23 protein-coding genes, 3 tRNA genes and 1 pseudogene are annotated in these 23,821 nt (G+C 70.6%); 20 read left to right on the forward strand and 7 right to left on the reverse strand.

The genetic code is table 11. The features are described from left to right. Positions 1 to 1,000: 1,000 nt before the first annotated feature. Positions 1,001 to 1,555 (reverse strand): hypothetical protein, encoded by a 555-nt coding sequence (locus J2S44_RS19110; RefSeq protein ID WP_310415684.1) that lies wholly within the window; start codon positions 1,553 to 1,555, stop codon positions 1,001 to 1,003. 541 nt (positions 1,556 to 2,096) lie between these two features. On the opposite strand from J2S44_RS19110, the gene gyrB reads away from it, so the two are divergent. The 6 genes from gyrB to J2S44_RS19140 all read left to right on the forward strand — a co-directional run bounded on the left by gyrB (position 2,097) and on the right by J2S44_RS19140 (position 8,136). After that, on the forward strand, positions 2,097 to 4,040 hold the full coding sequence (gene gyrB / locus J2S44_RS19115) for a DNA topoisomerase (ATP-hydrolyzing) subunit B (RefSeq protein ID WP_310415687.1): 1,944 nt from the start codon (positions 2,097 to 2,099) through the stop codon (positions 4,038 to 4,040). A 105-nt stretch (positions 4,041 to 4,145) separates the two neighbouring features. Next, on the forward strand, positions 4,146 to 6,668 hold the full coding sequence (gyrA, locus tag J2S44_RS19120; RefSeq protein WP_310415689.1) for a DNA gyrase subunit A: 2,523 nt from the start codon (positions 4,146 to 4,148) through the stop codon (positions 6,666 to 6,668). Between the two features lie 3 nt (positions 6,669 to 6,671). Then, on the forward strand, positions 6,672 to 7,655 hold the full coding sequence (locus J2S44_RS19125; RefSeq protein WP_310415692.1) for a DUF3566 domain-containing protein: 984 nt from the start codon (positions 6,672 to 6,674) through the stop codon (positions 7,653 to 7,655). Between the two features lie 128 nt (positions 7,656 to 7,783). Further along, positions 7,784 to 7,857 (forward strand) — tRNA-Ile (locus tag J2S44_RS19130). A gap of 67 nt (positions 7,858 to 7,924) precedes the next feature. Continuing rightward, positions 7,925 to 8,053 carry a DLW-39 family protein gene (locus J2S44_RS19135; RefSeq protein ID WP_310415694.1) on the forward strand — a complete coding sequence of 43 codons (129 nt, stop codon included), beginning with the start codon at positions 7,925 to 7,927 and terminating at the stop codon, positions 8,051 to 8,053. Positions 8,054 to 8,063: 10 nt separating this feature from the next. Beyond that, positions 8,064 to 8,136, forward strand: a tRNA-Ala gene (locus J2S44_RS19140). A 430-nt stretch (positions 8,137 to 8,566) separates the two neighbouring features. On the opposite strand, the gene cpt is transcribed toward J2S44_RS19140, so the two are convergent. Beyond that, positions 8,567 to 9,094, reverse strand: coding sequence for a chloramphenicol phosphotransferase CPT (gene cpt / locus J2S44_RS19145; protein WP_310415697.1), 528 nt, complete (start codon positions 9,092 to 9,094; stop codon positions 8,567 to 8,569). Between the two features lie 269 nt (positions 9,095 to 9,363). Between cpt and J2S44_RS42945 the strand changes: the two are divergent. Continuing rightward, positions 9,364 to 9,918 (forward strand): annotated as a pseudogene (locus J2S44_RS42945) (sulfotransferase family protein); the annotation flags it as partial. Here J2S44_RS42945 and J2S44_RS19150 read toward each other — a convergent pair. Continuing rightward, positions 9,912 to 10,034: a hypothetical protein gene (locus tag J2S44_RS19150; protein WP_310415700.1), complete on the reverse strand. Its 123-nt coding sequence runs from the start codon at positions 10,032 to 10,034 to the stop codon at positions 9,912 to 9,914. The pseudogene J2S44_RS42945 and the gene J2S44_RS19150 sit on opposite strands and share 7 nt — an antisense overlap. After that, positions 9,995 to 10,077, reverse strand: a tRNA-Asn gene (locus tag J2S44_RS19155). Before J2S44_RS19155 ends, J2S44_RS19150 begins: the two co-directional genes overlap by 40 nt. A 54-nt stretch (positions 10,078 to 10,131) precedes the next feature. Here J2S44_RS19155 and J2S44_RS19160 point away from each other — a divergent pair. From J2S44_RS19160 to J2S44_RS19170, 3 genes are read left to right on the forward strand one after another with little or no spacing between them, the layout of a single operon-like run. Next, complete coding sequence (locus tag J2S44_RS19160; protein WP_310415703.1) at positions 10,132 to 10,302, forward strand: hypothetical protein; 171 nt, start codon at positions 10,132 to 10,134, stop codon at positions 10,300 to 10,302. Between the two features lie 10 nt (positions 10,303 to 10,312). After that, entirely contained in the window at positions 10,313 to 11,206 is an 894-nt protein-coding gene (locus tag J2S44_RS19165) for a hypothetical protein (protein ID WP_310415706.1), read from the forward strand. A 15-nt stretch (positions 11,207 to 11,221) separates the two neighbouring features. Continuing rightward, positions 11,222 to 11,749, forward strand: coding sequence for a YbaK/EbsC family protein (locus tag J2S44_RS19170; RefSeq protein ID WP_310429770.1), 528 nt, complete (start codon positions 11,222 to 11,224; stop codon positions 11,747 to 11,749). A gap of 47 nt (positions 11,750 to 11,796) precedes the next feature. Here the strand turns inward: J2S44_RS19170 and J2S44_RS19175 are convergent, their stop codons facing one another. Genes J2S44_RS19175 through J2S44_RS19185 form a run of 3 tightly spaced genes read right to left on the reverse strand, consistent with a single transcriptional unit; the run spans position 11,797 to position 14,141 of the window. Further along, positions 11,797 to 12,210: a SufE family protein gene (locus J2S44_RS19175; protein WP_310415710.1), complete on the reverse strand. Its 414-nt coding sequence runs from the start codon at positions 12,208 to 12,210 to the stop codon at positions 11,797 to 11,799. Positions 12,211 to 12,212: 2 nt separating this feature from the next. Continuing rightward, positions 12,213 to 12,356 (reverse strand): CBS domain-containing protein, encoded by a 144-nt coding sequence (locus J2S44_RS19180; RefSeq protein ID WP_310415713.1) that lies wholly within the window; start codon positions 12,354 to 12,356, stop codon positions 12,213 to 12,215. Between the two features lie 51 nt (positions 12,357 to 12,407). Beyond that, a complete protein-coding gene (locus tag J2S44_RS19185) occupies positions 12,408 to 14,141 on the reverse strand; it encodes a proline--tRNA ligase (RefSeq protein WP_310415717.1) in 1,734 nt (577 codons plus the stop codon). Between the two features lie 63 nt (positions 14,142 to 14,204). Here J2S44_RS19185 and J2S44_RS19190 point away from each other — a divergent pair, with 63 nt between their 5' ends. The 10 genes from J2S44_RS19190 (at position 14,205) to J2S44_RS19235 (ending at position 23,813) form a co-directional block, all read left to right on the forward strand. Beyond that, positions 14,205 to 14,735 (forward strand): SigE family RNA polymerase sigma factor, encoded by a 531-nt coding sequence (locus J2S44_RS19190; protein ID WP_374727866.1) that lies wholly within the window; start codon positions 14,205 to 14,207, stop codon positions 14,733 to 14,735. Further along, entirely contained in the window at positions 14,732 to 15,832 is a 1,101-nt protein-coding gene (locus J2S44_RS19195; RefSeq protein WP_310415724.1) for a hypothetical protein, read from the forward strand. The genes J2S44_RS19190 and J2S44_RS19195 overlap by 4 nt, the downstream gene beginning before the upstream one ends. A 149-nt stretch (positions 15,833 to 15,981) precedes the next feature. Continuing rightward, positions 15,982 to 16,758, forward strand: a complete 777-nt coding sequence (locus tag J2S44_RS19200) for an SGNH/GDSL hydrolase family protein (protein ID WP_310415727.1) — start codon at positions 15,982 to 15,984, stop codon at positions 16,756 to 16,758. A 10-nt stretch (positions 16,759 to 16,768) separates the two neighbouring features. Further along, the gene (locus tag J2S44_RS19205; RefSeq protein ID WP_310415730.1) at positions 16,769 to 17,650 is read left to right on the forward strand and encodes a sulfurtransferase; all 882 of its coding nucleotides are present in this window, start codon (positions 16,769 to 16,771) and stop codon (positions 17,648 to 17,650) included. After that, positions 17,647 to 18,195 carry a VanZ family protein gene (locus tag J2S44_RS19210; RefSeq protein WP_310415733.1) on the forward strand — a complete coding sequence of 183 codons (549 nt, stop codon included), beginning with the start codon at positions 17,647 to 17,649 and terminating at the stop codon, positions 18,193 to 18,195. The genes J2S44_RS19205 and J2S44_RS19210 overlap by 4 nt, the downstream gene beginning before the upstream one ends. A 43-nt stretch (positions 18,196 to 18,238) precedes the next feature. After that, the gene (locus J2S44_RS19215) at positions 18,239 to 18,847 is read left to right on the forward strand and encodes a TetR/AcrR family transcriptional regulator (protein ID WP_310415736.1); all 609 of its coding nucleotides are present in this window, start codon (positions 18,239 to 18,241) and stop codon (positions 18,845 to 18,847) included. Between the two features lie 20 nt (positions 18,848 to 18,867). After that, positions 18,868 to 20,199, forward strand: coding sequence for an acetyl-CoA carboxylase biotin carboxylase subunit (locus tag J2S44_RS19220; protein WP_310415739.1), 1,332 nt, complete (start codon positions 18,868 to 18,870; stop codon positions 20,197 to 20,199). A gap of 2 nt (positions 20,200 to 20,201) precedes the next feature. After that, positions 20,202 to 21,086 carry a hydroxymethylglutaryl-CoA lyase gene (locus J2S44_RS19225; protein ID WP_310415742.1) on the forward strand — a complete coding sequence of 295 codons (885 nt, stop codon included), beginning with the start codon at positions 20,202 to 20,204 and terminating at the stop codon, positions 21,084 to 21,086. Between the two features lie 162 nt (positions 21,087 to 21,248). Beyond that, positions 21,249 to 22,295 carry a hypothetical protein gene (locus tag J2S44_RS19230; protein WP_310415745.1) on the forward strand — a complete coding sequence of 349 codons (1,047 nt, stop codon included), beginning with the start codon at positions 21,249 to 21,251 and terminating at the stop codon, positions 22,293 to 22,295. A gap of 198 nt (positions 22,296 to 22,493) precedes the next feature. Continuing rightward, positions 22,494 to 23,813 carry a hypothetical protein gene (locus J2S44_RS19235; RefSeq protein ID WP_310415747.1) on the forward strand — a complete coding sequence of 440 codons (1,320 nt, stop codon included), beginning with the start codon at positions 22,494 to 22,496 and terminating at the stop codon, positions 23,811 to 23,813. Positions 23,814 to 23,821 lie beyond the last annotated feature (8 nt).

Below are 23,821 nucleotides of genomic sequence, written 5' to 3' on the forward strand. Positions count from 1 at the left end.
CGCTTCGCGCCTCGCGCCTCGCGCCTCGCGCCTCGCGCCCGCGCCTCGCGCCCGCGCCTCGCGCCCGCGCCTCGCGCCTCGCGCCCGCGCCTCGCGCGCTCGGCGTCGGGCGTCGGAGGCCCCACGTCGGGCGCCTCTTGCCCCGCGTCTCGCGTTCTTCCGTGTCCGAAATTTCGGATAAGAGCCGCTGGGTGCTTCGTTCGCCGTGTAGAGATTGGCGGTCACCCCGCAGCCTGGCGCCCTGAGTGATCAATCAGGTGAGCGAAAAAGAGGTCATCGGGCGAAGTGGATCGTCTTTTTGCTCACCTGATTGATCACTCAGGGCAGTCGGGCGGAGCTCTGTGGGGGACGGAGTCTTCGTCGGGGCGAGATAATGCGATATTTCGGGCGCAAGGGTCTGGCCGTGGCAGCGGTTCGGCGCGTGGCAGCAGCCCTGGGCGTGGCGGCGGTGCCGAGCGTGGCGGGCGTCGCGCCGGGCCTGGCTTGGCAGCGGTGCTCAGCGTGGCAACCGTCCCGGGCCTGGTAGCGGCCCGGGGTCTGGCAGCGGTGCCGAGCGTGGCAACCGTCCCGGGCCTGGTAGCGGCCCGGGGTCTGGCAGCGGTGCCGAGCGTGGCAACCGTCCCGGGCCTGGTAGCGGCCCGGGGTCTGGCAGCGGTGCCGAGCGTGGCAACCGTCCCGGGCCTGGTAGCGGCCCGGGGTCTGGCAGCGGTGCCGAGCGTGGCAACCGTTCCGGGCGTGGCAGCGGCGATGAGCCGCTGGGTGAGCGAGCGGGGCGAGGTTTTGGTCTTCGCGGACGCTGCTGGAGTTGGCCCTCGTGAGAGGTGGCGGTGAGCGGGGCGGAGGCGGGTGGGGGGTTGGCGGCTTGCCGCCGGGGATTGGTGACCGCCCACTCGGCGTGCAGGGAGGAGCGCCAGCGACGACCGGTGCCCGCGGGAGCATGCGGGCGGCACCACGCCGGAAGCGGGAAGATCCGCTTTGGGATTCGCGGGGTGGGTGTTTTTCAGTAGTCCGCGTAGACGGCGAACGCGCGGTCGGCGCAGCGGCGGTAGAAGCGGGCCAGGACGGCCAGTTCGGAGAGCGGGAAGGACCACTGCGGTGCGCCGCCGGACTCGTCGCGGAGGCTGTCCATGCGGGTGGCGAGCCAGCGCAGTTGCTGGTCGGCGAGGCGGCTGTCGGCGATCGTGGTGCGCAGGACCTCGCCGACCGTGTCGAAGGTGACCAGGTCGCCGAGCTTTTCGTGGCCGAGGACGAACTTCTCCAGGCCGCCGGCGATCCAGGCGCAGCCGTCCGGGTCGATGACCGGGTCCTCGTCCTCGTTTGCGGCCTCTGTGGCGTAGAGCACACCGTTGAGGCCGAGGAGCAGGTCGACCAGCTCGGTGTACGCGGTCGCGCGCACGCTGCCGGTCTCCGCGATGTGGCCGGCCAGCGCGGCCGTGGGGGACTCCACCTCCGGCGCGTCGGCGACCTGGGCGAAGTCCACGAACGCGGCGGGAGCCACCGGGTCGTAGAACCGGCCCGTGCGTGGCCACTGCACGGCGACGTTGTCAAGCCCCATCGAGGGTCACCTTCCCTTACCGCCTCGGACAGCATCGAACGCCTAGCGCCCCGCGCCGGGGCAGGTTACGCGACCGGACGGCCGAGCGCGACCCCGGCGCACCCGGATCGGTCATGCGTGCTTCGTCACTCATTTTTGCTTTCCCAGCGTGACCGACCGACACGCATTTTCACGCTCACCGGGGCTTTCCACACCATATGTGCCGCTCGACTGGCCGTATCCCGGAGACCGGGGTCCGTGGGGGGAGTCGAGATCGGGCGGTTCTCGCCGCTACGGACGTCTCAGGTGCCCGGAAGGGGATGCCGTACCCGAAGAATGTCGTCGGCGCACAGTAGGATTGGAAGCGATCGGGACGTCGTGAGCGAGCTGGTCGCGGAGACACACTCCGTAACCGGGTTCGACCGCTGCGTTCCGCAGATCGCGATCCGCGGGCTTCCCGCGGTGGTCCGCACGGCCTGAGGGTCGTGCGTGTCGCCGTGCGCCCGCCGAACCCGCAACGTCCGTCCCCCCCGGGGCGTCCGGTGCGAGAAAGTGGCCGAGGGTGGCAGCGGAAGAAAAGCAGGAGTACAACTCCGATTCACTCACCGTGCTCGAGGGCCTCGAGGCGGTGCGGAAGCGGCCCGGTATGTACATCGGGTCCACCGGTGAGCGAGGCCTGCACCACCTGGTGTGGGAGATCGTGGACAACGCGGTGGACGAGGCACTGGCCGGTTACTGCGACACGATCGACGTGACGCTGCTGGCGGACGGTGGCGTGCGCGTCGCCGACAACGGCCGCGGCATCCCCGTCGACATCCACCCGAAGTTGAAGAAGCCGGGCGTCGAGGTGGCGTACACGGTGCTGCACGCCGGTGGAAAGTTCGACGGCAAGGCGTACGCGGTCTCCGGTGGTCTGCACGGTGTGGGCGCGGCCGTGGTGAACGCGCTGTCCACCAAGGTGACCGTGGAGATCCACAAGGCCGGCACGCACTGGCGGCAGCACTTCGACGCGTCCAAGCCGACGCCGATCGAGCAGCTCGGCCCCACCGACCGCAAGGGCACCACGGTCTCGTTCTGGCCGGACCCGACGATCTTCGAGGTCGTCGAGTTCGACTTCCAGACGATCTACCGCCGGCTCCAGGAGATGGCCTTCCTCAACAAGGGCCTGACCATCCACATCCTGGACGAGCGCCAGGCGGACGAGGAGGGCAAGAAGCGCGAGGTGACCTTCTGCTACCGGGAGGGCATCGCCGACTTCGTCCGCCACCTCAACGCGACCAAGACGCCGATCCACAAGTCGGTGATCCAGTTCGAGGCCGAGGGCGACGGCATCGCGGTCGAGATCGCCATGCAGTGGAACGAGTCGTACGGCGAGTCGGTCTACACGTTCGCCAACACGATCAACACGCACGAGGGCGGTACGCACGAGGAGGGCTTCCGTGCGGCGCTGACCACGCTGATCAACAAGTACGGCGCGGAGAAGAAGATCCTCAAGGGCGACGAGAAGCTCTCCGGCGAGGACATCCGCGAGGGCCTGGCCGCGATCATCTCGGTCAAGCTGGCCAACCCGCAGTTCGAGGGCCAGACCAAGACCAAGCTGGGTAACACCGAGGCGAAGAGCTTCGTGCAGAAGATCTGCAACGAGTGGCTGGTCGACTGGCTGGACCGCAACCCGGCCGAGGCCCGGACGATCATCACGAAGGCGTCGCAGGCGGCCCGAGCCCGGATCGCCGCCGCCCAGGCGCGCAAGCTGGCCCGTCGCAAGTCGCTGCTGGAGTCCGGCTCGATGCCGGGCAAGCTGGCCGACTGCCAGTCCACGGACCCGCGCGAGTCCGAGGTGTTCATCGTCGAGGGCGACTCGGCCGGCGGCTCCGCCAAGCAGGGTCGGGACCCGCGCGTGCAGGCGATCCTGCCGATCCGCGGAAAGATCCTCAACGTGGAGAAGGCGCGCATCGACCGCGTGCTGAAGAACAACGAGGTCCAGGCGCTGATCACGGCGCTGGGCACCGGCATTCACGACGACTTCGACATCGAGAAGCTGCGCTACCACAAGGTCGTGCTGATGGCCGACGCGGACGTCGACGGCCAGCACATCCAGACGCTGCTGCTGACGCTGCTGTTCCGCTTCATGCGGCCGCTGGTCGAGCTGGGCCACGTCTACCTGGCCGCGCCGCCGCTCTACAAGATCAAATGGAACCGCAAGGGCGACGACGCGCAGTACGCGTACTCCGACCGCGAGCGGGACGGCCTGATCCGGCTGCGCCAGGAGAAGAAGCCGAACGCGAAGCCGGACGACATCCAGCGGTTCAAGGGTCTCGGCGAGATGAACTACCCCGAGCTGTGGGAGACCACGATGGACCCGGCGACGAGGACGCTACGCCAGGTGAGCCTCGACGACGCCGCAACCGCGGACAACCTTTTCAGCGTCTTGATGGGGGAGGACGTGGAAGCACGCCGTTCGTTCATCCAGCGCAACGCAAAGGACGTGCGCTTCCTGGACATCTAGCGGAGAGCGGCCCGGCCGCTCTCGCAGAGTTATCCACAGCTTCCACGCTTTCCACAGCGGTTATCCACAGGGAAATGCCGCTTTTGACAGTAGTTAGGGTTAACTGTGACGGATACTCCCGAGTCCACGGGTAGCGAGCAGCCGGAGGAGTCCGCGGTGCCCGCCGCGGTGGACGCCGGCGGCCGGATCGAACCGGTCGGCCTCGAAGTAGAGATGCAGCGGTCGTACCTCGATTACGCGATGAGCGTCATCGTCGGCCGCGCGCTCCCGGACGTCCGCGACGGCCTCAAGCCGGTGCACCGCAAGATCCTCTACGCGATGTACGACTCCGGCTACCGGCCGGACCGTGGCTACGTGAAGTGCTCCCGCGTCGTCGGTGACGTGATGGGTCAGTTCCACCCGCACGGCGACTCGTCGATCTACGACGCGCTGGTCCGCATGGCGCAGAACTGGTCGCTGCGCTACCCGCTGGTCGACGGCAACGGCAACTTCGGCTCGCCGGGCAACGACCCCGCGGCCGCCATGCGGTACACCGAGTGCAAGCTCGACCCGCTGGCCATGGAGATGCTGCGGGACATCGACGAAGACACCGTCGACATGCAGGACAACTACGACGGCCGGGCCAAGGAGCCCACGATCCTGCCGTCGCGGATTCCGAACCTGCTGGTCAACGGCTCCGAGGGCATCGCGGTCGGCATGGCCACCAAGATCCCGCCGCACAACCTGCGGGAGATCGCCGCGGCCGTGCAGTGGTGCCTGGAGAACCCGGACGTCGACGAGGCCGAGACGCTCGAAGCGCTGATCGGCATCGTCAAGGGCCCGGACTTCCCGACCAACGGCATGATCGTCGGCACTCAGGCGATCCAGGACGCGTACCGGACCGGCCGTGGCTCGATCCGCATGCGCGCGGTGGTCGAGGTCGAGGAGGACGCGAAGGGCCGCACCTCGCTGGTGGTCTCCGAGCTGCCCTACCAGGTCAACCCGGACAACCTGGCCGAGCGGATGGCCGACCTGATCAAGGAGGGCAAGCTCACCGGGATCGCCGACATCCGGGACGAGTCCTCCGGCCGTACCGGCATGCGCCTGGTGGTCGTGCTCAAGCGCGACGCGATCGCCAAGGTCGTGCTGAACAACCTGTACAAGCACACGCAGCTGCAGGAGACGTTCGGCGCGAACATGCTGGCGCTGGTCGACGGCGTGCCGCGCACGCTGAACCTGGCGCAGTTCATCCGCTACTACGTCGACCACCAGATGGAGGTCATCCGCCGGCGGACCGCGTACCGCCTGCGCAAGGCCGAGGAGCGCGCGCACATCCTGCGCGGCCTGGTCAAGGCGCTGGACATGCTCGATGAGGTGATCGCCCTGATCCGGCGCTCGCCCACCGTCGAGGACTCCCGCCAGGGCCTGATGTCGCTGCTGGACGTCGACGAGATCCAGGCCACCGCGATCCTCGACATGCAGCTGCGACGCCTCGCCGCGCTGGAGCGTCAGAAGATCATCGACGAGCTCGCGAAGATCGAGATCGAGATCGCGGACCTCAAGGACATCCTGGCCAAGCCGGAGCGGCAGCGCACGATCATCTCCGACGAGCTCGGCGAGACCGTGGCGAAGTGGGGCGACGAGCGCCGCACCCAGATCATCCCGTTCGACGGCGAGGTCTCGATGGAGGACCTCATCGCCCGCGAGGACGTGGTGGTCACGATCACACGGACCGGGTACGCGAAGCGCACCAAGGTCGACCTCTACCGCTCGCAGAAGCGCGGCGGCAAGGGTGTGAGTGGTGCCACACTGCGCCAGGACGACATCGTCTCGCACTTCTTCGTGACCTCGACGCACTCGTGGATGCTCTTCTTCACGAACAAGGGCCGGGTCTACCGCGCCAAGGCGTACGAGCTGCCGGAAGCGAGCCGGACCGCGCGCGGCCAGCACGTGGCCAACCTGCTGGCGTTCCAGCCGGAGGAGCACATCGCGCAGGTGATCGTGATCCCCGGGTACGACATCGCGCCGTACCTGGTGCTCGCGACCAAGGAAGGCCTGGTCAAGAAGACCCGGCTGGGCGAGTTCGACTCCAACCGCAGCGGTGGCATCATCGCCATCAACCTGCGCGAGGAGGACGAGCTGGTCGGTGCGGCGCTGGCCGGACCGGGTGACCATCTCCTCCTCGTCTCGAAGAAGGCTCAGGCGATCCGCTTCGAGGCGACAGACGATACGCTGCGCCCGATGGGACGGGCGACCTCCGGTGTCATCGGCATGCGCTTCAGCGAGGACGACGAGCTGCTCGCGATGGAGGTCGTGCGGGAAGGGATGGACGTTTTGGTAGCCACCAACGGTGGGTACGCGAAGCGGACGCCCATCGAGGAATATCCGGTGCAGGGACGTGGGGGCAAGGGCGTGCTGACCGCCAAGATCACGGAACGGCGTGGTGGTCTGGTCGGTGCCGTTGTCATCAACCCGGATGATGAACTGTTCGCGATCACGAGCAACGGTGGCGTGATCCGGACTCCGGTGAAGCCTGTACGTCGTACGCGGGACCGGAACACAATGGGGGTCAAGCTCATGGATCTCCCAGAAGGCGTGACCATCGTGGCGATTGCTCGCAATGCCGACGAGCCTGACGAACAGGACTGATGAATGACGGAGACACAGGCGACGTCGGGGGCGGGGACCTCGGCGACTCCGGCCGGCAAGGACTCCGCCGACGGTGACGCCAAGGCCAAGGGCCGCGCGGTCGTGGGCCGCGCGGTGGTCGGACCCTCCGCGGACGCACCGTCGCCGAAGTTCACCCGGGCGCCGGGGATGAAGCCGCCGCCGGACGAGGCACCGGCCGGTTCATCCTCGACCGGCGCCGCCAAGCCGGCGACTTCGGGCGCCGCCAAGCCGGCGGCCCCGAGCGCCGCAGGAGACAAGGACACCGTGAAGCCGGTCATCGTGCCGGCCGGCAAGCCCGCCACGGCGAGCTCGTCGGCCCCGTCGTCGGCGGCCAAGGCCACGCCGGCCAAGCCCGCCACCCCGCCGAAGGCCTCCCCGGCCACCGGTAGCAGCAGCCCGTCCAGCCCGCCCGGCGAGCGGACCGAACGGATCCCGGCCGGTGCCGGCGCCGCCGCCGCGGCGAGCGGCACCTCCACCAGCGGACTCAGCGGCCTCGGCAGCAAGGTCAGCGGCGCCGTGCGCGGCGTCGGCGCGGCCCGCGTCACGGACACGATCCGGGCCGCCCGCAACGCGGTCGGCGGAGCCGCCGCCCGCGGCCCCCGCCGGGCCCGGCTGAACGTCAAGCGGATCGACCCCTGGTCCGTGATGAAGTTCTCGTTCGCGGTGTCGCTGGTGCTGTTCATCGTGGTGATCGTGGCCACGTCCGTGCTCTACCTGGCGCTCGACGCGATGGGTGTCTTCCAGAGCGTCAACGAGACGCTGGCCGAGCTGGTCACCGCGTCCGGCGGCGACACCGGCGGTGCCGTCTTCAAGATCACCGCTAAGGGCGTGATCGGCACCTCGGCGCTGATCGGCCTGGTCAACGTGGTGCTGTTCACCGCGCTGGCCACGCTCGGTGCGTTCATCTACAACGTCTGCGCCGACCTCGTCGGCGGCGTCGAGCTGACGCTCGCCGAGCGGGACTGATCCACCGGACCCGGCGGTCAGGAGAAAATCGCGTGCCTCGCCACGGCGGCCGCGCGACACTGAACCTGACCGCCGGACCCCCGATTTGGGCGGTCCGGAGCAAGTGCGGTAATCTTTCCCGGTCGCACGGGGCTATAGCTCAGTCGGTTAGAGCGCAGAGCTGATAACTCTGAGGTCGCTGGTTCGATTCCAGCTAGCCCCACTCCCGATTCCTCCGAATCGCCGCGACACCCGGGTCGGCCGGCTCAAACAGCGAGGGGACAACCCCAATGTTTAAGAAGCTCCTGATCGCAGCGGGTGTCGTCGGCGCGGCCGTCCTGATCGTGCGAAAGATCAAGCAGTCGAGTGACGAGCGCGCCCTCTGGCACGAGGCCACCACCGCTCCCGACCTGCGGTAAGTAACACCCCGGGGCCCTAGCTCAATTGGCAGAGCACCGCCTTTGCAAGGCGGGGGTTAGGAGTTCGATTCTCCTGGGCTCCACGAGCTCGGGGGCGCCCCCTGTCCACGGAGTGCGTGGACAGGGGGCGCTCGTCATTCTGCTCCGGGGGCCGAGCCCCCGGAAGCCCCCACGTGCCTGGCGTGCGGTTGGGCGGGTTGGCTGCGGGGATGTTGTGGTTGATTCGGCTCGCTTCGCTCGCTCTACGGGCTGTGGGGTGCGTTACGCGGGTTGGCTGCGGGGATGTTGTGGTTGATTCGGCTCGCTTCGCTCGCCCTATGGGCTGTGGGGTGCGTTACGCGGGTTGGCCGCGGGGATGTTCGGGAGAACCGGCGCCGGGCGCGGATCTCGACTGCTCGGGGGCGCCGACGGTCCCTCGGGAGGGCGTTTGCGCTGCGTGCAAGCGATCGTCAAGCTGTTCCGAACGTGGGGGCGGGGATCTGCAGATGTTCGCGTACCCGGTCTCGGCGCCTTCTACAGCCTCTCCGCGATCCTTTCGGCACACACGATCGACTCGGTGTGTGTGGTGTCGACCTCCACGTCATACACCACGCCCTGGTGCACCATGTCGGCCTGTGCGGCGGCCATCCCTCGGACTCGGTCTCCACGGGCGATCTCTCGACCAGCGGCGACCTGCGCATCGCAGCGGACGCCGGCCCACACCACGTCCAAGCCGTTGAGCACGGCCCGCCATCGCTGCTGAGATCGAGCTCCGCTGAGGAAGACATCGTCAATGATGATCTTGGCGCCGGCTGCGGCGGTCCCGGCGACTCCGGCCATCCAGGCGTTCTGCAGCCGGTCGAATTCCGGCCCGATGACGACCGTGCCGTCTGCCGCGAAATCGATGCTTTCCGGCGAGCGCATGGTTGCGGGCATCGCCTCGATCAGCCGGTCGACCCCGGTCGCAAGCCACGGATCCGGAAGGATCGCCTGCAGGCACCGAACGATTCCCGACTTTCCTGCGCTTGACCCACCGTTGAGCACGATCACTTGCGTTCGCATGCGGTTACCGTACGGTCGCTGTTCTGCAACCGCTCCCTGGTATCTGCGTTGCCGAGCAACGCTGAGGCTTCGGTTTGACGGTGCGTGCGGGTGCTTGGCGACCGTGCGCTGTAGTGGCTGTTTTCGAAGAACGTCACTTCGGCACCATGGCGGAAGGTGGGCCGTGGGTGGGTTGTATGGGTGTGGGGGTGCGAAAAAGCGGGGAAAGGCGGGTAGCCTGAGCACATATCCCATTAAGGAGATGGGATTAACGGAGTAGGAGGGGCGCCATGGCGTTGCCCGACTTCCTGATCGCGGGCGTGCCCAAGGCCGGCACGACCGCGCTGCATGCGGCACTGGCCGGGCATCCGGGGCTGTATCTGTCGCCGGTGAAGGAGCCGAAGTTCTTCCTGTCGGACGGGCCGCCGCCGAAGCACGGGGGGCCGGGAGACATCCAGACGTACCAGGAGCACGTGTGGCGGCGCGCGGACTACGAGCGGCTGTTCGCGGGAGCGCCGGCCGGGACGCTGACCGGCGAGGCGACACCGTTCTACCTGCACGATCTGGAGGCACAGCGGCGGATCCGCGCGCTGGTGCCGGACGTACGGATCATCCTGTTGCTGCGCGACCCGGTGGACCGGGCGCATTCGAACTGGCAGCACCTGTGGACCGCGGGTCTGGAGCCGGAGGCGGACTTCGTGACCGCGATGCGGCGGGAACCGGAACGCGTCGCCGCCGGCTGGGCCGCGTTCTGGCACTACGCGGGCCTCGGGCGGTACGGGAGCCAGGTGCGGCACCTGTTCGAGCTGTTCGATCGGGAGCAGGTGCTGATCCTGCGCTACCGGGACCTGCGGGAGACGCCGGCGGCGGCGCTGGACCGGGTGTGCGCGTTCCTCGGCGTGGCGACCGGCGTGATCGACGTGGTGCCGCCGGCGAACGTGAACTTCTCGGTGGCGGACACGCCGGTCAACGGCGCGCTGCGCTACCTGCTGCGCACCGGCGGCCGGATCGGTCACCGCTATCCGGTGTGGCTGCGGAAGGCGTTCCGTGGACCGCTGTTGACCGCACTGCATCGGGAGCGTGGATGCCGGCCGCGGCTGACCGTCGAGCAGCGGGCGGCGGTGCTGCCGGGCTTCATCGAGGAGATCCGGCTGCTGGAGGAGGTCACCGGCGTGTCGTACGACGACTGGACGCAGTTGACCACCCATACCGCACAAGTTGTGAACTAGAGGAGACAACGTGACCACGCCGACGATGACGTTCCCGCTGCCGCGGTGGCACGAGGGCACGACCGTGATCGCGCCTCCGGAGGGTCGGGCCGGTGCCTGGGCCGGCGCGCCGAGCGCGGTACGCGACGGTGACTCGATCTACCTGGCCTACCGGCTGCGCAAGCCGATCGGGGAGGGGCGCGGCTTCGTCAACGTGATCGCCCGTTCCGCGGACGGCGTCGACTTCACCACGATCGCGGAGCTGCACCGGGACGCGTTCGGCGGCGAGTCGCTGGAGCGTCCCGCGCTGGTCCGCACGCCGGCCGGCCGGTGGCGCGTCTACGTCAGCGTGGCCACGCCCGGCACCAAGCACTGGCGCGTCGACCTGCTGGAGGCGGACACGCCGGAGGGCCTGGCCACCGCACCGGCGATCACGGTGCTGCCCGGCGACGACACGGTCGGCGTGAAGGACCCGGTCGTGCTGTTCCACGACGGCGGCTGGCACCTCTGGGCGTCCTGCCATCCGCTGGAGACGGACGAGCGCGCCGACCGGATGACGACCCGGTACGCGACCAGTCCGGACGGCGTGACCTGGACCTGGCGCGGCACCGCGCTGGCCGGCCGCCCCGGCGAGTGGGACGCGCGCGGTGTCCGGGTGGCCGCGGTGCTGGCGAACGGCGACGAGCTGACCGTCGCGTACGACGGGCGGGCGACCGCGGAGGAGAACTGGGAGGAGCGCACCGGCCTCGCGCGCGGCACGTTCGGCCGGCTGACCGCGGACGACGGGGACCCGATCGAGTCGCCGTACGCGCCGCACGGGCTGCGCTACCTGAGCGTGGTCGCGCTGGGCGACGGCCGCCACCGGATCTACTACGAGGGGACCCGGCCGGACGGTGCGCACGAGTTGCGTACCGAGCTGGTCTGACACGATGGGCCGGTGATGGGGAGCCTGAAGACCGAGCCGGCGCTCGACCGGCCGGACCTGCTGGCCGCGCCGGTCGAGGCGGCACTCCGTGACTGGCCCGGCCGGTCCGGCACGGTGGTGGCCGCGATCGACGCCGGGCTGGCCGACACGGCCGCGTTCTGCGCGGAGTACGGCGTGCGCCTCGACGAGTCCGCGAACTGCGTGATCGTGGCCGGCAAGCGCGACGGCGTCACCCGGTACGCGGCCTGCCTGCTGCTGGCCACCACGCGCGCGGACGTGAACGGTGTGGTCCGCAAGCACCTGAACGTGCGCAAGCTGAGCTTCGCGCCGATGGACGAGGCCGTGGCACTGACCGGGATGGAGTACGGCGGCATCACGCCGATCGGGCTGCCGCCGGAGTGGCCGGTCCTGGTGGACCCGCGCGTGTGTGAGGCGGCCTCAGTAGTGATCGGTTCCGGTGTCCGGCACAGCAAGCTGCAGCTCCCGGGCGCGCTCGCGGCCGAGCTCCCGCGGGCCGAGGTCGTGGCGGGGCTGGCGCGGTAGTGAGGCGGGCTCAGTGAACGTGAGCCCGCCACGTTTCACGTGAAACATCAGGAGATCTGGCGCTTGAGCCGGGCCAGGATCGCGTGCCCGCCACGCACCCGCAGCGGGCTGATCACCTCGGCCAGCCCCATCCGCACGTAGAGGTCGTCCGGCACGGCGAGCACCTCGGACACGGTCGCGCCGGCCAGGCCCTCCGCGAGGATGCCGGCGAACGCGCGCGTGGTCGGCGCCTCCGGCGGCGCGTCGAAGTACGTGGTCACCACGCCGTCCGCGTCCACCTCCGCGTGCAGGAAGAACGCGGTCTGGCACTCCGGGACCTGCTCCATGCCCTCGTGGGCCAGGGTGGGCGGCAGCGGCGGGACGGCGTCGGAGAACTCCAGCAGCATCTCCAGCACCACGTCCCGCGGCGCGGAGGCCAGTTCGTCGACGATCTCGGCCAGCTTCGGCGGCATCTCAGGCATGATCACAAACTACTCACCAGATCGCCGCGTGCCACGATGCCCATCGGCTGCCGGTCCGGGTCGCGGATCAGCAGCCGCCGCACGGCCGCCTGCGCGGCGTCGTCGAGCGTGGTGTCCGCGGGCAGGTAGACGACATCGCGAGTCATGAGCGCACCGACTCTCACCATGTCCGTCCACCTACCCGGCGGACAGGAGCCTCAATCGCTGGTCAGGAGCCCGACCACGTCGGAGAGCGGGACCTCGGAGCGCTCGCTCGTGGCGCGCACGCGCAGCTCCACGACGCCGTCCGTGGCACCGCGGCCGACCACGATCGAGTGCGGCGCACCGATCAGATCCGCGTCCGCGAACCGCACGCCGGTGGACACCTTCGCCGGCCGGTCGTCCAGCAGCACCCGGAGGCCCGCGGCGACCAGCGTCGAGGCGAGCTCAGTGGCGATCTCCAGCTGGGCACCCTTGCCGGCCGGGATCACCTGCACGTCGAACGGGGCCACCGACTTCGGCCACACCAGGCCGCGCTCGTCGCAGTGCTGCTCCGCGATGGCCGCGACCGCGCGGGAGACGCCCACGCCGTACGACCCCATGGTGATCCGGACCGGCTTGCCGTCCTGGCCCAGCGCGTCCAGCCCGAACGCGTCCGCGAACCGGCGGCCGAGCTGGAAGATGTGCCCGATCTCGATGCCGCGGCGGATCTCCAGCGTGCCGTCCGCGCAGTTCGGGCACGGGTCGCCGGCGCGGACCTCGACCGCCTCGATGGTGCCGTCCGGCGTGAAGTCACGCCCGGAGACCACGTTCGTGGCGTGCTTGCCGGCCTCGTTCGCACCGGTCAACCACGCGCTGCCGGCCGCGACGCGCGGGTCGACCAGGTAGCGGGCGTCGAGCTTCTGCGGGCCGATGTAGCCGCGGACCAGGTCGGGCCGGGACGCGAAGTCCTCGAACATGGTGACCGCGGCCGGGTGCACCTGCGCCTCGACTCGCTTCAGGTCCACCTCGCGGTCGCCGGGCACGCCGATGACCAGCAACTCCTTCTCCGCGACACCGGGCCGGCTCAACTCCACGACCACGTTCTTCAGCGTGTCGGCGGCGGTCCAGTCGGTGCGGCCGGCCAGCCCGCGCGCGTTGGCCAGGTCGACGAGCGACGCGATCGTCGGCGTCTCCGGGGTGTCGTGCACCTCCAGCCCCGGGTGCTCCCTGTCGATCGGAGCGGGAACGGGCGTCGTCACCGCCTCGGTGTTGGCCGCGTAGGAGCAGACCGCGCAGCCCACGAACGTGTCCTCGCCGACCTCGGCCGCCGCGAGGAACTCCTCGGAACCGGAGCCACCCATCGCGCCCGACTGCGCCGACACGATCGTGAAGTCCAGCCCGAGACGTTCGAAGATCCGCTGGTACGCGACGCGGTGCTTCGCGTAGGACTCGCGCAGGCCGTCGTCCGTGAGGTCGAACGAGTACGCGTCCTTCATCAGGAACTCGCGCCCGCGGAGCAGCCCGGCCCGTGGCCGCGCCTCGTCCCGGAACTTGGTCTGGATCTGGTAGAGGATCACCGGGAAGTCGCGGTACGACCCGAACAGGTCCTGCACCAGCAGCGTGAACAGCTCCTCGTGCGTCGGCGCCAGCAGGTACTCCGCGCCGCGCCGGTCCTTGAGCCGGAAGATGTCGTCACCGTACGCGGTCCACCGGCCGCTCTTCTCGTACGCGTCGCGGGGGAGCAGTGCCGGGAAGTGCACCTCCTGCCCGCCGATCGCGCGCATCTCCTCGTGCACGATCGCGGCGACCCGGTCCAGCACCATCTTGCCCAGCGGCAGCCAGGTGTAGCCACCCGGCGCGGCACGCCGGACGTAACCGGCGCGGACCAGCAACCGGTGGCTCGGAACCTCGGCCTCGGCGGGGTCCTCGCGGAGTGTGCGGAGGAACAGGGTCGACATGCGAAGCAGCATGCGAAAAGGGTACGGCGCACAGCGCGGGCAACCATTGCCGGGCAGACTCGCGTCTGGGCTGACATGACCCCCTCAGCTGCCGTCAGGAGGACACCGGTGGCCGACCCGCCGTCACCGGACTTCGACGACTTCGTCCGCGGCCGCACGCCCGCGCTGCTGCGCGCGGCCTACCTGCTCACCGGCGACCAGCACCTTGCCGAGGACCTCGTGCAGTCCGCGCTGGCCGGGACGCACCGCGCGTGGCGGCGGCTGGAACGGGTGGACAACGCCGAGGCGTACACCCGGAAGATCATGTATCACCTGCAGGTCTCCTGGTGGCGGCGCCGCCGGGTGGCCGAGGTGCTGCCGGGTGACCTGCCGGAGCGCGCGGGCCGGGCCGGCACCGACCCCACGCTGCGGTTGACGTTGCGCGCCGCGTTGCTGACGCTGCCGCCCCGGCAGCGCGCGGTGATCGTGCTGCGGTTCTTCGAGGACCGCACGGAGGCGGAGACCGCGTACCTGCTCGGGGTCACGGTCGGCACCGTGAAGAGCCAGACCGCGAAGGCGCTGGCCAAGCTCCGCGCCGTGACCGACCTCGACGGGAGCCGGGCATGAACCTCGACGACCTCCGTGCCGGCCTGGCCGACCTCGCCGAGGAGGCCCGGCCGGTCGACCTGCGCGACCGCGCGGTGCGCACCTCGCACCGCATCGCGCGGATCCGGCTCGCGCTGGCCGCGGCCGCCACCGTGGCGGTCGTCGGCGTCACGTCCGCCGGCTTCGCGCTGCGCGGCGGCAACGACCGCGCGCTCCCGGAGATCGCCACGCCACCGGCCGGCGCGACCTCCGCGGTCTACATCGACAACCTCGCGGGCTTCGGGAACATGGCGGTCTGGGACGGCGGCGGCGTGCGGACCCTGTACTTCCGCGACTTTCCGGTCGGCCGGTACGGCGGCGACGAACTGCGGGACTCGCTGGCCGTCTCGCCGGACGGCACCCACCTGTCCTGGATCTCGAACGCCGGCCTGCACCTGAGCCGGCTCGGCGACAACGACATGGTCGTGCTGAACCGGCAGGACGAGGACTTCCGGTTCAGCGGTGGTTGTTCCGCGCCGGCCTGGTCCTCCGACTCGACCCGGTTGCTGGCGGTGATGTGGCAGCCCGAGACGAACAGCGCGCAGACCGGCTGGTTCGCGGTCGACGGCGGAGCCTTCACGCCGCGCGACGACGAGAAGCTCCGGTACGCCTGCGACGTGCACATCAACGGCGACTGGGTGGCCTACACCGTGCATCCCCGGCTCGGGGTCTCCGAGACGTACGTGCGGAACCTGCGCACCGGCGCGAGCAGAACGATTCCCAACCTGTCCGGGAACCGGCTGGACCTCGAGATCAGCAGCGTCTCGCCGGACGGGGAACGGATCACCGCGCGTCTGATCGACAACGACGCGGAGCGGCAGACCGCACCGCCGCGCACGTTGGAGGCCAACCACGTGATCGACACCAGGACCGGTGAGTCGCTGCCACTCGACGACGACACCGACGGTCTGGGTCCGCACCAGCTCTTCTTCACGCCGGCCGGTGACCTGGTGGCCCGCTACGTCGAGGCGGACCGGTCGTGGCTGTCGATCCTCAGCCGGGACGGGCGGCTGCTCGGCCGGGCCGACGAGCCCGCGGAGGTGCGCGAGTCGGTTCTGCTCCGCCTGGTCGTCCCCTGATCAGGCAACACAACAACACACAAACCCGCCGCCGGTACGTACCGGCGGCGGGTCTCGTTGTTTTGAAGCTCACCTATCGAGGGCCTACCGGCGGGTAATGGGAGTCGGCAAAATGCCTGTGGTGTGCAACTACCTAGTGGGGGACAGGTATGCGCTGGCGTAACTTCGTGGCCGTCGGGGACAGCTTCTCCGAGGGGATGGACGACCCGTACCCGGACGGCACGTTCCGCGGCTGGGCCGATCTGGTCGCCACCCGGCTCGCCGCCGAGGCCGGGCCGGACTTCCGCTACGCGAACCTGGCGGTCCGTGGCCGGCTGCTCCCGTCCGTGACCGCCGACCAGCTGCCGGTCGCGTTGGAGATGCGGCCCGACCTGGTCAGCTTCGCGGCCGGCGGCAACGACATCCTGCGCCCGAAGTGCGAGCCGGCCGCGGTGTGCGACAGCTTCCACGACTCGATCACCCGGATCCGCGCGACCGGCGCCGACGCGATCGTGTTCCGGTTCGCGGACGTGACGCTGCGGCTGCCCGGCCAGCGCGTGATGGGCCCGCGCGTCGCCTACATGAACGCGCGGGTCGGCGAGACCGCGGCGGAGACCGGCGCCTACCTGATCGACCTGTTCGCCGACGACGAGTTCCGCAACCCGCTGCTGTGGAGCATCGACCGGCTGCACCTGTCCGACATCGGCCACCGCCGGACCGCCGCGCACGTGCTGAACGCACTCGGCGTCGCGGTGGACGAGGACTGGATGCTGGTCCCGCCGCACCCGGCGCCGTCGCCGTGGCTGCTGGCCCGCGGCGCGGACCTGCGCTGGGCCGGCCGCTACCTGGCGCCGTGGGTGAAGCGCCGGCTGACCGGCCGCTCCTCCGGCGATCTGATCGCCCCGAAACGACCGTCGCTCGCGCCGATCGTCCGCGAGGACGCGTAACTTAGGAACCATGCCCGCATCCACGGATCCCGCACCGCACCTGCAGGACTACGCGCATCCCGAGCGCCTGGTGACCACCGACTGGCTGGCGGAACACCTGCGCGATCCAGGCCTCGTCGTGGTCGAGTCGGACGAGGACGTGCTGCTCTACGACACCGGCCACATCCCGGGCGCGGTGAAGGTCGACTGGCACACCGAGCTGAACGACCCGGTGACCCGCGACTACCTGACCGCGGAGCGGTTCGCGGAACTGTGCGCGGCCAAGGGCATCGGCCGCGACGACACGATCGTGTTCTACGGCGACAACTTCAACTGGTGGGCGGCGTACGCACTCTGGGTGTTCACGCTCTTCGGCCACACCGACGTGCGGTTGCTCGACGGCGGCCGGCAGAAGTGGGCCGCGGAGGGTCGTGAGCTGACCCGCGACCGCACCACCCGCCCGCGCGCCGACTACCCGGTGCCGGTCCGTGAGGACGCGCCGATCCGCGCGTTCCGCGAGGAGGTCGAGTCGCACGCCGGCGCGGGCCGGCCGCTGGTCGACGTGCGGTCGCCGGGGGAGTACAGCGGCGAGCTGACACACATGCCGGACTACCCGCAGGAGGGCGCGCTGCGCGGCGGTCACATCCCGGGCGCGGTGAACCGGCCGTGGAAGCAGGCGGCCCGCGAGGACGGCACGTTCAAGCCGGCCGCCGAGCTGCGGGAGCTCTACGCGGACCTGACCGGGGCGGCCGACGTGATCGCCTACTGCCGGATCGGGGAGCGGTCCAGCCACACCTGGTTCGTGCTGCAGCACCTGCTCGGGTTGCCGGCGGTGCGCAACTACGACGGCTCGTGGACCGAGTGGGGCAACCTGGTCCGCGCGCCGATCGTGAAGGGCCCGAATCCGCGTTGAGCGTCTGGCGTGCCTGGGGTCACGTCGTCCTGATCGCGTTCGCACTGGTGCCGGTGGCGGCCCTGGTCGCCACCGGGCTGGCCGGGCTGCGCGCGCGGCGTGGCGTGCCGCGGGAGGTCGCGTGGCGGCACAGCGCGGCCGAGATCGGCATGCTGGCGACCACCGCTCCCTGGGTGTGGATGATTCTCACCCCGCTGGACGCGCCGGGCCAGGTCTTCCTGATCCCGTTCACCGACCTGCCGAACCAGGCCGCGGAGGGGCTCGGGTTCCTCGGCTACCAGGTGGCCGGCAACCTGCTGGTCTTCGCGGGGCTGGGCGCGCTCGCACCGATCCGCTGGCCGGCGCTGCGCGGCATCGGCCGGGTGCTGCTGCTCGGCGCGGCCGCGTCCGTCACCGTGGAGACGCTGCAGTACGCACTGGACCTGGGCCGCGTCGCCTCGATCGACGACGTCCTGGTGAACGCGGCCGGCGCCGGCGTGGCCGCGTTGCTGTCGCGCCCGTGGTGGGAACCCAGAACGGCGCGTGATTACGCTCCCATCCCTTGAACGATCGTTCAGCTTTTGCTTGACAGGGGGATAGGCTGAGCGGGTGACGGTGGACCAGCAGACCCCGAGCGTTCCGGGACAGAGCACGAAGAAGCGCTCGCGCAAGGACGAGATCCTCGGCATCGCGGTCCGGCTCTTCGCGTCCCGTGGTTATCACGGCGTCTCGATGGACGACATCGGCTCGGCCGCCGGTGTCACCGGCCCCGCGCTCTACCACCACTTCAAGGGCAAGGAAGCGATGCTGGTCGCGGCGCTGATACCGGTCAGCGAGCGCCTGCTGGCCGGCGGCCGGGAGCGGGTCGCCGAGCATGAGCACGACCCGCGCGCCGCGATCGAGTCCCTGATCGCCTTCCACGTCGACTTCGCGCTGGCCAACCCGGCCGTGATCGCGCTGCACCTGCACGAGCTGGACCGCCTGCCGGAGGAGCCGCGCCGGCAGATCCGCCGGTTGCAGCGTCTCTACGTGGAGGAGTGGGTGCAGGTGCTGACCGTGCTGCGCCCCGAGCTGAGCGCGGCCGAGGCCCGGGTGATGGCGCACGCCGCGTTCGGCCTGATGAACTCCACCCCGTTCCTCGGCGGCGAGGTCGAGCGCGAACGCCGGGCCACGCTGCTGCGCGCCGCCACGCTCTCCGCACTGGTGCACGCCGGATAACTCCAGAAGGGCGCTCCCGCATGATCGAGTCGTTGCTCATCGCGAACCGGGGCGAGATCGCCCGCCGGATCCTTCGCACCGCGCGCCGTCTCGGCGTGCGCACCGTCGCGGTGCACTCCGACGTGGACGCGGACCTGCCGTTCGTGCGCGAGGCGGACGAGGCCGTCTGCGTCGGCCCGGCCGATCCGGCGCTGAGCTACCGCAACGCCGAGGCGATCCTCGCGGCGGCGAAGTCGACCGGCGCGCAGGCGATCCACCCGGGCTACGGCTTCCTCTCGGAGAACGCGGACTTCGCCCGTACCGTCGCGGGCCAGGGGTTGATCTGGGTCGGCCCGGGTGCCGACGCGATCGCCGCGATGGGCGACAAGATCCGCGCGCGGAACCTGATGGAGGCGGCCGGCGTGCCGGTCGCGCCCGGCACCCGCGAGCCGGTCGCGGACGTCGAGGCGGCGCTCGCCGCGGGCATCGGCTACCCAGTGATGATCAAGGCGGCCGCGGGCGGCGGCGGCATGGGCATGGCGGTCGCGGCGGACGAGACCGCGCTGCGCGCCGAGTTCGACAAGGTTCGCGCCTTCGCGGAGCGCATGTTCGGCGACGGCTCCGTGCTGCTGGAACGCTACTTCCCCCGGGTACGGCACGTGGAGGTGCAGATCCTCGGCCTGGCGGACGGCCGGGTGGTCGCGCTGGGCGAGCGTGAGTGCTCGGTGCAGCGCCGCAACCAGAAGGTCGCGGAGGAGGCGCCGTCCCCCGCGGTCACACCGGAGCTGCGGGAGCGCCTGCTGGCCGCCGCGGTCCGGGCCGGTGAGGCCGTCGGCTATCGCAACGCCGGCACGGTGGAGTGCCTGCTCGACCCGGCCACCGGTGAGTTCTTCTTCCTGGAGATGAACACCCGGCTGCAGGTCGAGCATCCGGTCACGGAGCTGGTCTGGGGCGTGGACCTGGTCGAGGAGCAGCTGCGGGTGGCGTCGGGACTGCCGCCCACGTTCGGCACGCTCCGTCTGACCGGCCACGCGATCGAACTTCGCGTCAACGCGGAGGACCCGAAGCGCTTCCTGCCGGGCCCCGGCACGGTCACCACCTGGGTCGAGCCGGCCGGGCACGGCGTCCGGGTCGACTCCGGGTACGCCGCCGGCACCACGGTGCCGCGCTTCTACGACTCGCTGATGGCCAAGCTGATCGTCTTCGGCGAGGACCGTGAGCAGGCGCTGGCCCGCGCGCGCGACGCGGTCGCCGGGTTCGAGATCGCCGGGCCGAAGTCGAACCTGCCGTTCTTCGCCGAGCTGCTGGAGAACGACGAGTTCCGCTCGGGCGACTACGACACCGGCATCGTGGGCCGGATGAGGGGACGCTAGCCATGGTCTCGATCCGCGAGGTCGGCCCGCGCGACGGGCTGCAGAACGAGGCGCCGGTGCCCACCGACGCCAAGGTCCGGCTGCTGGACGCGCTCTCCGCCACCGGCGTGCGGCGCATCGAGGCGGTGTCCTTCGTGCACCCGAAGGCGATCCCGCAGATGGCCGACGCGGACGAGGTGTGGGCACGGGCACGCAAGGCCGACGGCGTGCGCTACTCCGCGCTGGTGCCGAATCCGCGTGGCGCCGCACGCGCGCTGGCCGCCGGCTTCACCGAGCTCGAGGTGGTCGTCTCGGCCAGCGACACGCACAACCGGCGCAACCTGAACCGGTCCACGGAGGAGTCGCTCGCCGGCCTGACCGAGCTGATCACGACGGTGCACGCGGCCGGCGCCACGGTGGAGGTGATCGTGGCGACCAGCTTCGGCTGCCCGTACGAGGGGGACATCGCGCCCGCCCGGGTGGCCGGCATCGTGGAGCGGGTGCTGGGTGACGGCGCGGACCGGGTCGCGTTCGGCGACACCACCGGCATGGCGACCCCCCGGCGGGTACGCGAGCTGCTGACCGCGGTCGGCCGGATCCCGCTGCTCCTGCACTTCCACAACACGCGCGGCACCGGCCTGGCGAACATCCTGACCGCGCTGGAGCTGGGCGTGACCGAGTTCGACGCGAGCGTGGGTGGTCTCGGCGGCTGCCCGTACGCACCCGGCGCCTCCGGCAACGTGGCCACCGAGGAAGTCGTCCACATGCTGCACGACATGGGCATCGACACCGGCATCGACCTGGAGAAACTTCTGGAGGCCGCGGCACTGGCCGAACAGATCACCGGCCGGGAGCTGCCGTCCGGCGTTCTGCGCGCCGGCCCGCGCTCCCGATTGGTGTCACAGTAATTCCGATTCGTCGCGTATCCCGCCCTTATCCGCTTCGTTACCTAATTCGGTGAGAGCGTTTCGTCCAATTTGCGTGGATGAAGCGCCCGCCGAACGACGTGCCGACGGACGAGGGGCGAACCAATGGCGGAGCAACGGGCGGGACGTGCGTCAAGCACGACCGTGCCCGAGACCGCCGTCCCGCCCTTCGGCGTGTCCGCGGTCCTGCGATCAGTCAACCAGGTGGTGGCGGATCGTCGGGGACGCCGGCCGGTCCTGCGCACGCTCGTCATCGGTGGCATCGCGGGAGCGGCCTGGCTGCTCACCGCCGGTGCCGCCCACGCCGCAGAGCCTGAGACGCCTACCGAGGCCGCACACCGCGGTCCGGGCGTGCTCGCCCTCGTCAACGACCTCGGCATCGGGGTGGTCGAGGAACGCGCACCCTCGCTGGTCGGTGAGCTTCTGACGCCTGCGGCCGAGGTCACCGCCGCACCGCCGACGGACCACCTCCGCGGCATCGGCGCCTTCGCCCGGACCGACACGGCGATGCCGGCGCGCCAGCCGGCGGAGTCCGACGCTCCGGCGCACACGCTACGCACGCTCGTCACCGGAGACGGTGCCGAGCGGGAGCCCGTCGCACCCATCCGCCTCACCGGCGGACCGGCCGGCTCCACGAACCCCGCAGTCCGGGACACGGCCACCGCACCGGCCGGTCCGGCGGGCCTGGGCGGACCGGATCCGAGGCCCGTCGCGATCCCGTCGCACGACACACCGGCCGAGCCCGACGGTCTCCGGACCGACTCCGCCACCGCGTCGCCGGACGTGGTGGTTCCGACCCCGGTCACCCCGAGCACGGGTGTCACCGCCGCGAGCACCGCGCCCGCCCGGGTGCCGGCGGCGGCGGTCGTGACCGGCATGCGGCTCGACTCGGAGCCCGAGCGGGCCGCGCGCTCGGCACCCACCGAGCCGCTCCCGCTCCGAGACGCCCGGACGGGTGTCCCGGAGCAACTCCCCGGTGCACCGCTGCCGTTCGGGCCCGCCAAGGGCACCTCGGGCGGTACGACGGGAGCGCCGACCGGCGGGTCGGTGGTGAACACCGACGGTGGTTCGTTCGCCGTCAGCCCCGCCGCGGTCGAGGGCACGATGGGGGCCGCGTCCCGGCCCACCGCCCCGGCCGATCTCGTGGTGCCCCGGCGCGATGCCGAGGCCCCCACCATTTCTCCGGATTGAGGATGGTTCCGCCGGCGTACCGGTGCCGGTTGGCTCTCCCGACCATTACCAGGGGAAACAGCACAAAGGCCCAGGGCACCGCCGCGCCCGGCAAGGCGTTCGTTCGCCCGCCGGACTACGGATTCGGCACCACAACCTAATAGCGAAATTCCGTAAGAGACATTCTCTTTTCTTATTTCGAAAGGTTATTGCCTTCCCATGAAGACTTGGGTTCGCAAGACTCTGAGCGTTGGCGTGCTGACCGCGGGCGCGCTGCTGCTCGCGCCGACCGCCGCTCAGGCGGCCGACATCCAGCAGGCCTCGTCGTCCGACGGTGACACCGACGGCATCCTGAACGACGCGTCCATCGCCGCGCCGATCGACATCCCGATCAACCTCTGCAGCGTCGCGGTCGGCGTGCTCGGTGACGGCTACGCCGCCTCCGAGTGCACCAACGAGCTGCCGGAGCACTCCATCACCCAGGGTTCGGGTGGCGGCGATGTCGATGGCATCGCCAACAACCTGAAGGTCGCCGCGCCGATCCAGGTGCCGGTCAACGTCATCGGCGTTGCCGCGGGCATCCTGGGCGACGCGTCCGCCGAGGGCGTGGGCAAGAACGGCGGCAGCGCCGAGACCGAGTCCGCGATCACCGAGGCCAAGCGGCACGGCGGCCAGGCGCAGGGTGCGGGCGGCCACGACGTCGACGGCATCGGCAACAACCTGTCGGTCGTCGCGCCGATCCACGTGCCGGTGAACGTCGGCGGCATCGCGGTCGGCGACGCCAAGTCGGCCGCCAAGCTGAGCAACGGTGGCCACGGCCACGGCGGTGCCGAGGGCACCGCGATCATGCAGAACACCGCCGGCGGCGACGTCGACGGGATCCTGAACAACGCCAGCGTCGCGGTTCCGGTCGACGTGCCGATCAACCTGTGCGGCGTCGCGGTCGGCCTGCTCGGCGACGGCGAGGCGGCCGCCGACTGCAAGAACGAGGGCTCCAACTGGGGCGAGGCCGGCATCCACCAGGGTGGCGGCTCGGGCGACGTCGACGGCGTGCTCAACAACCTGCAGGTCGCGGTGCCGGTCAACGTGCCGATCAACATCTGCGGCATCGCGGCGGGCGTGCTGGGCGACGGCGAGGCCGCCGCGCAGTGCTCCAACGGTGGCGACGAGGGCAACGGCGTCTCCCCGGAGCAGCCGGACTCGCACTACCCGGGTGACGACGAGGAGCCCACCGACGAGGAGCCGGTGGACGAGGAGCCCGTGGACGAGGAGCCGGTCGACGAGGAGCCGACCGACGAGGAGCCCGTCGACGAGGAGCCGGTGGACGAGGAGCCGGTCGACGACGGCAGCGGCGACCCGTCCGGCGACTACGACGGTGTCAGCCCGGACGCCTACGGCGACGGTGCGGACGCGGCCGCGGGTCGTCACTCGGCCGAGTCGCTGGAGCTCCCGGTCGTCAGCGGCCTGACCAAGGGCGGCAACAACAGCCTGGGCAACGGCCTGCCGGTGCAGAACCTGCTGTCCGGCCTGCTGGGCTGAAGCACCAC

It is taken from the genome of Catenuloplanes niger (assembly GCF_031458255.1).
GTDB lineage: Bacteria > Actinomycetota > Actinomycetes > Mycobacteriales > Micromonosporaceae > Catenuloplanes > Catenuloplanes niger.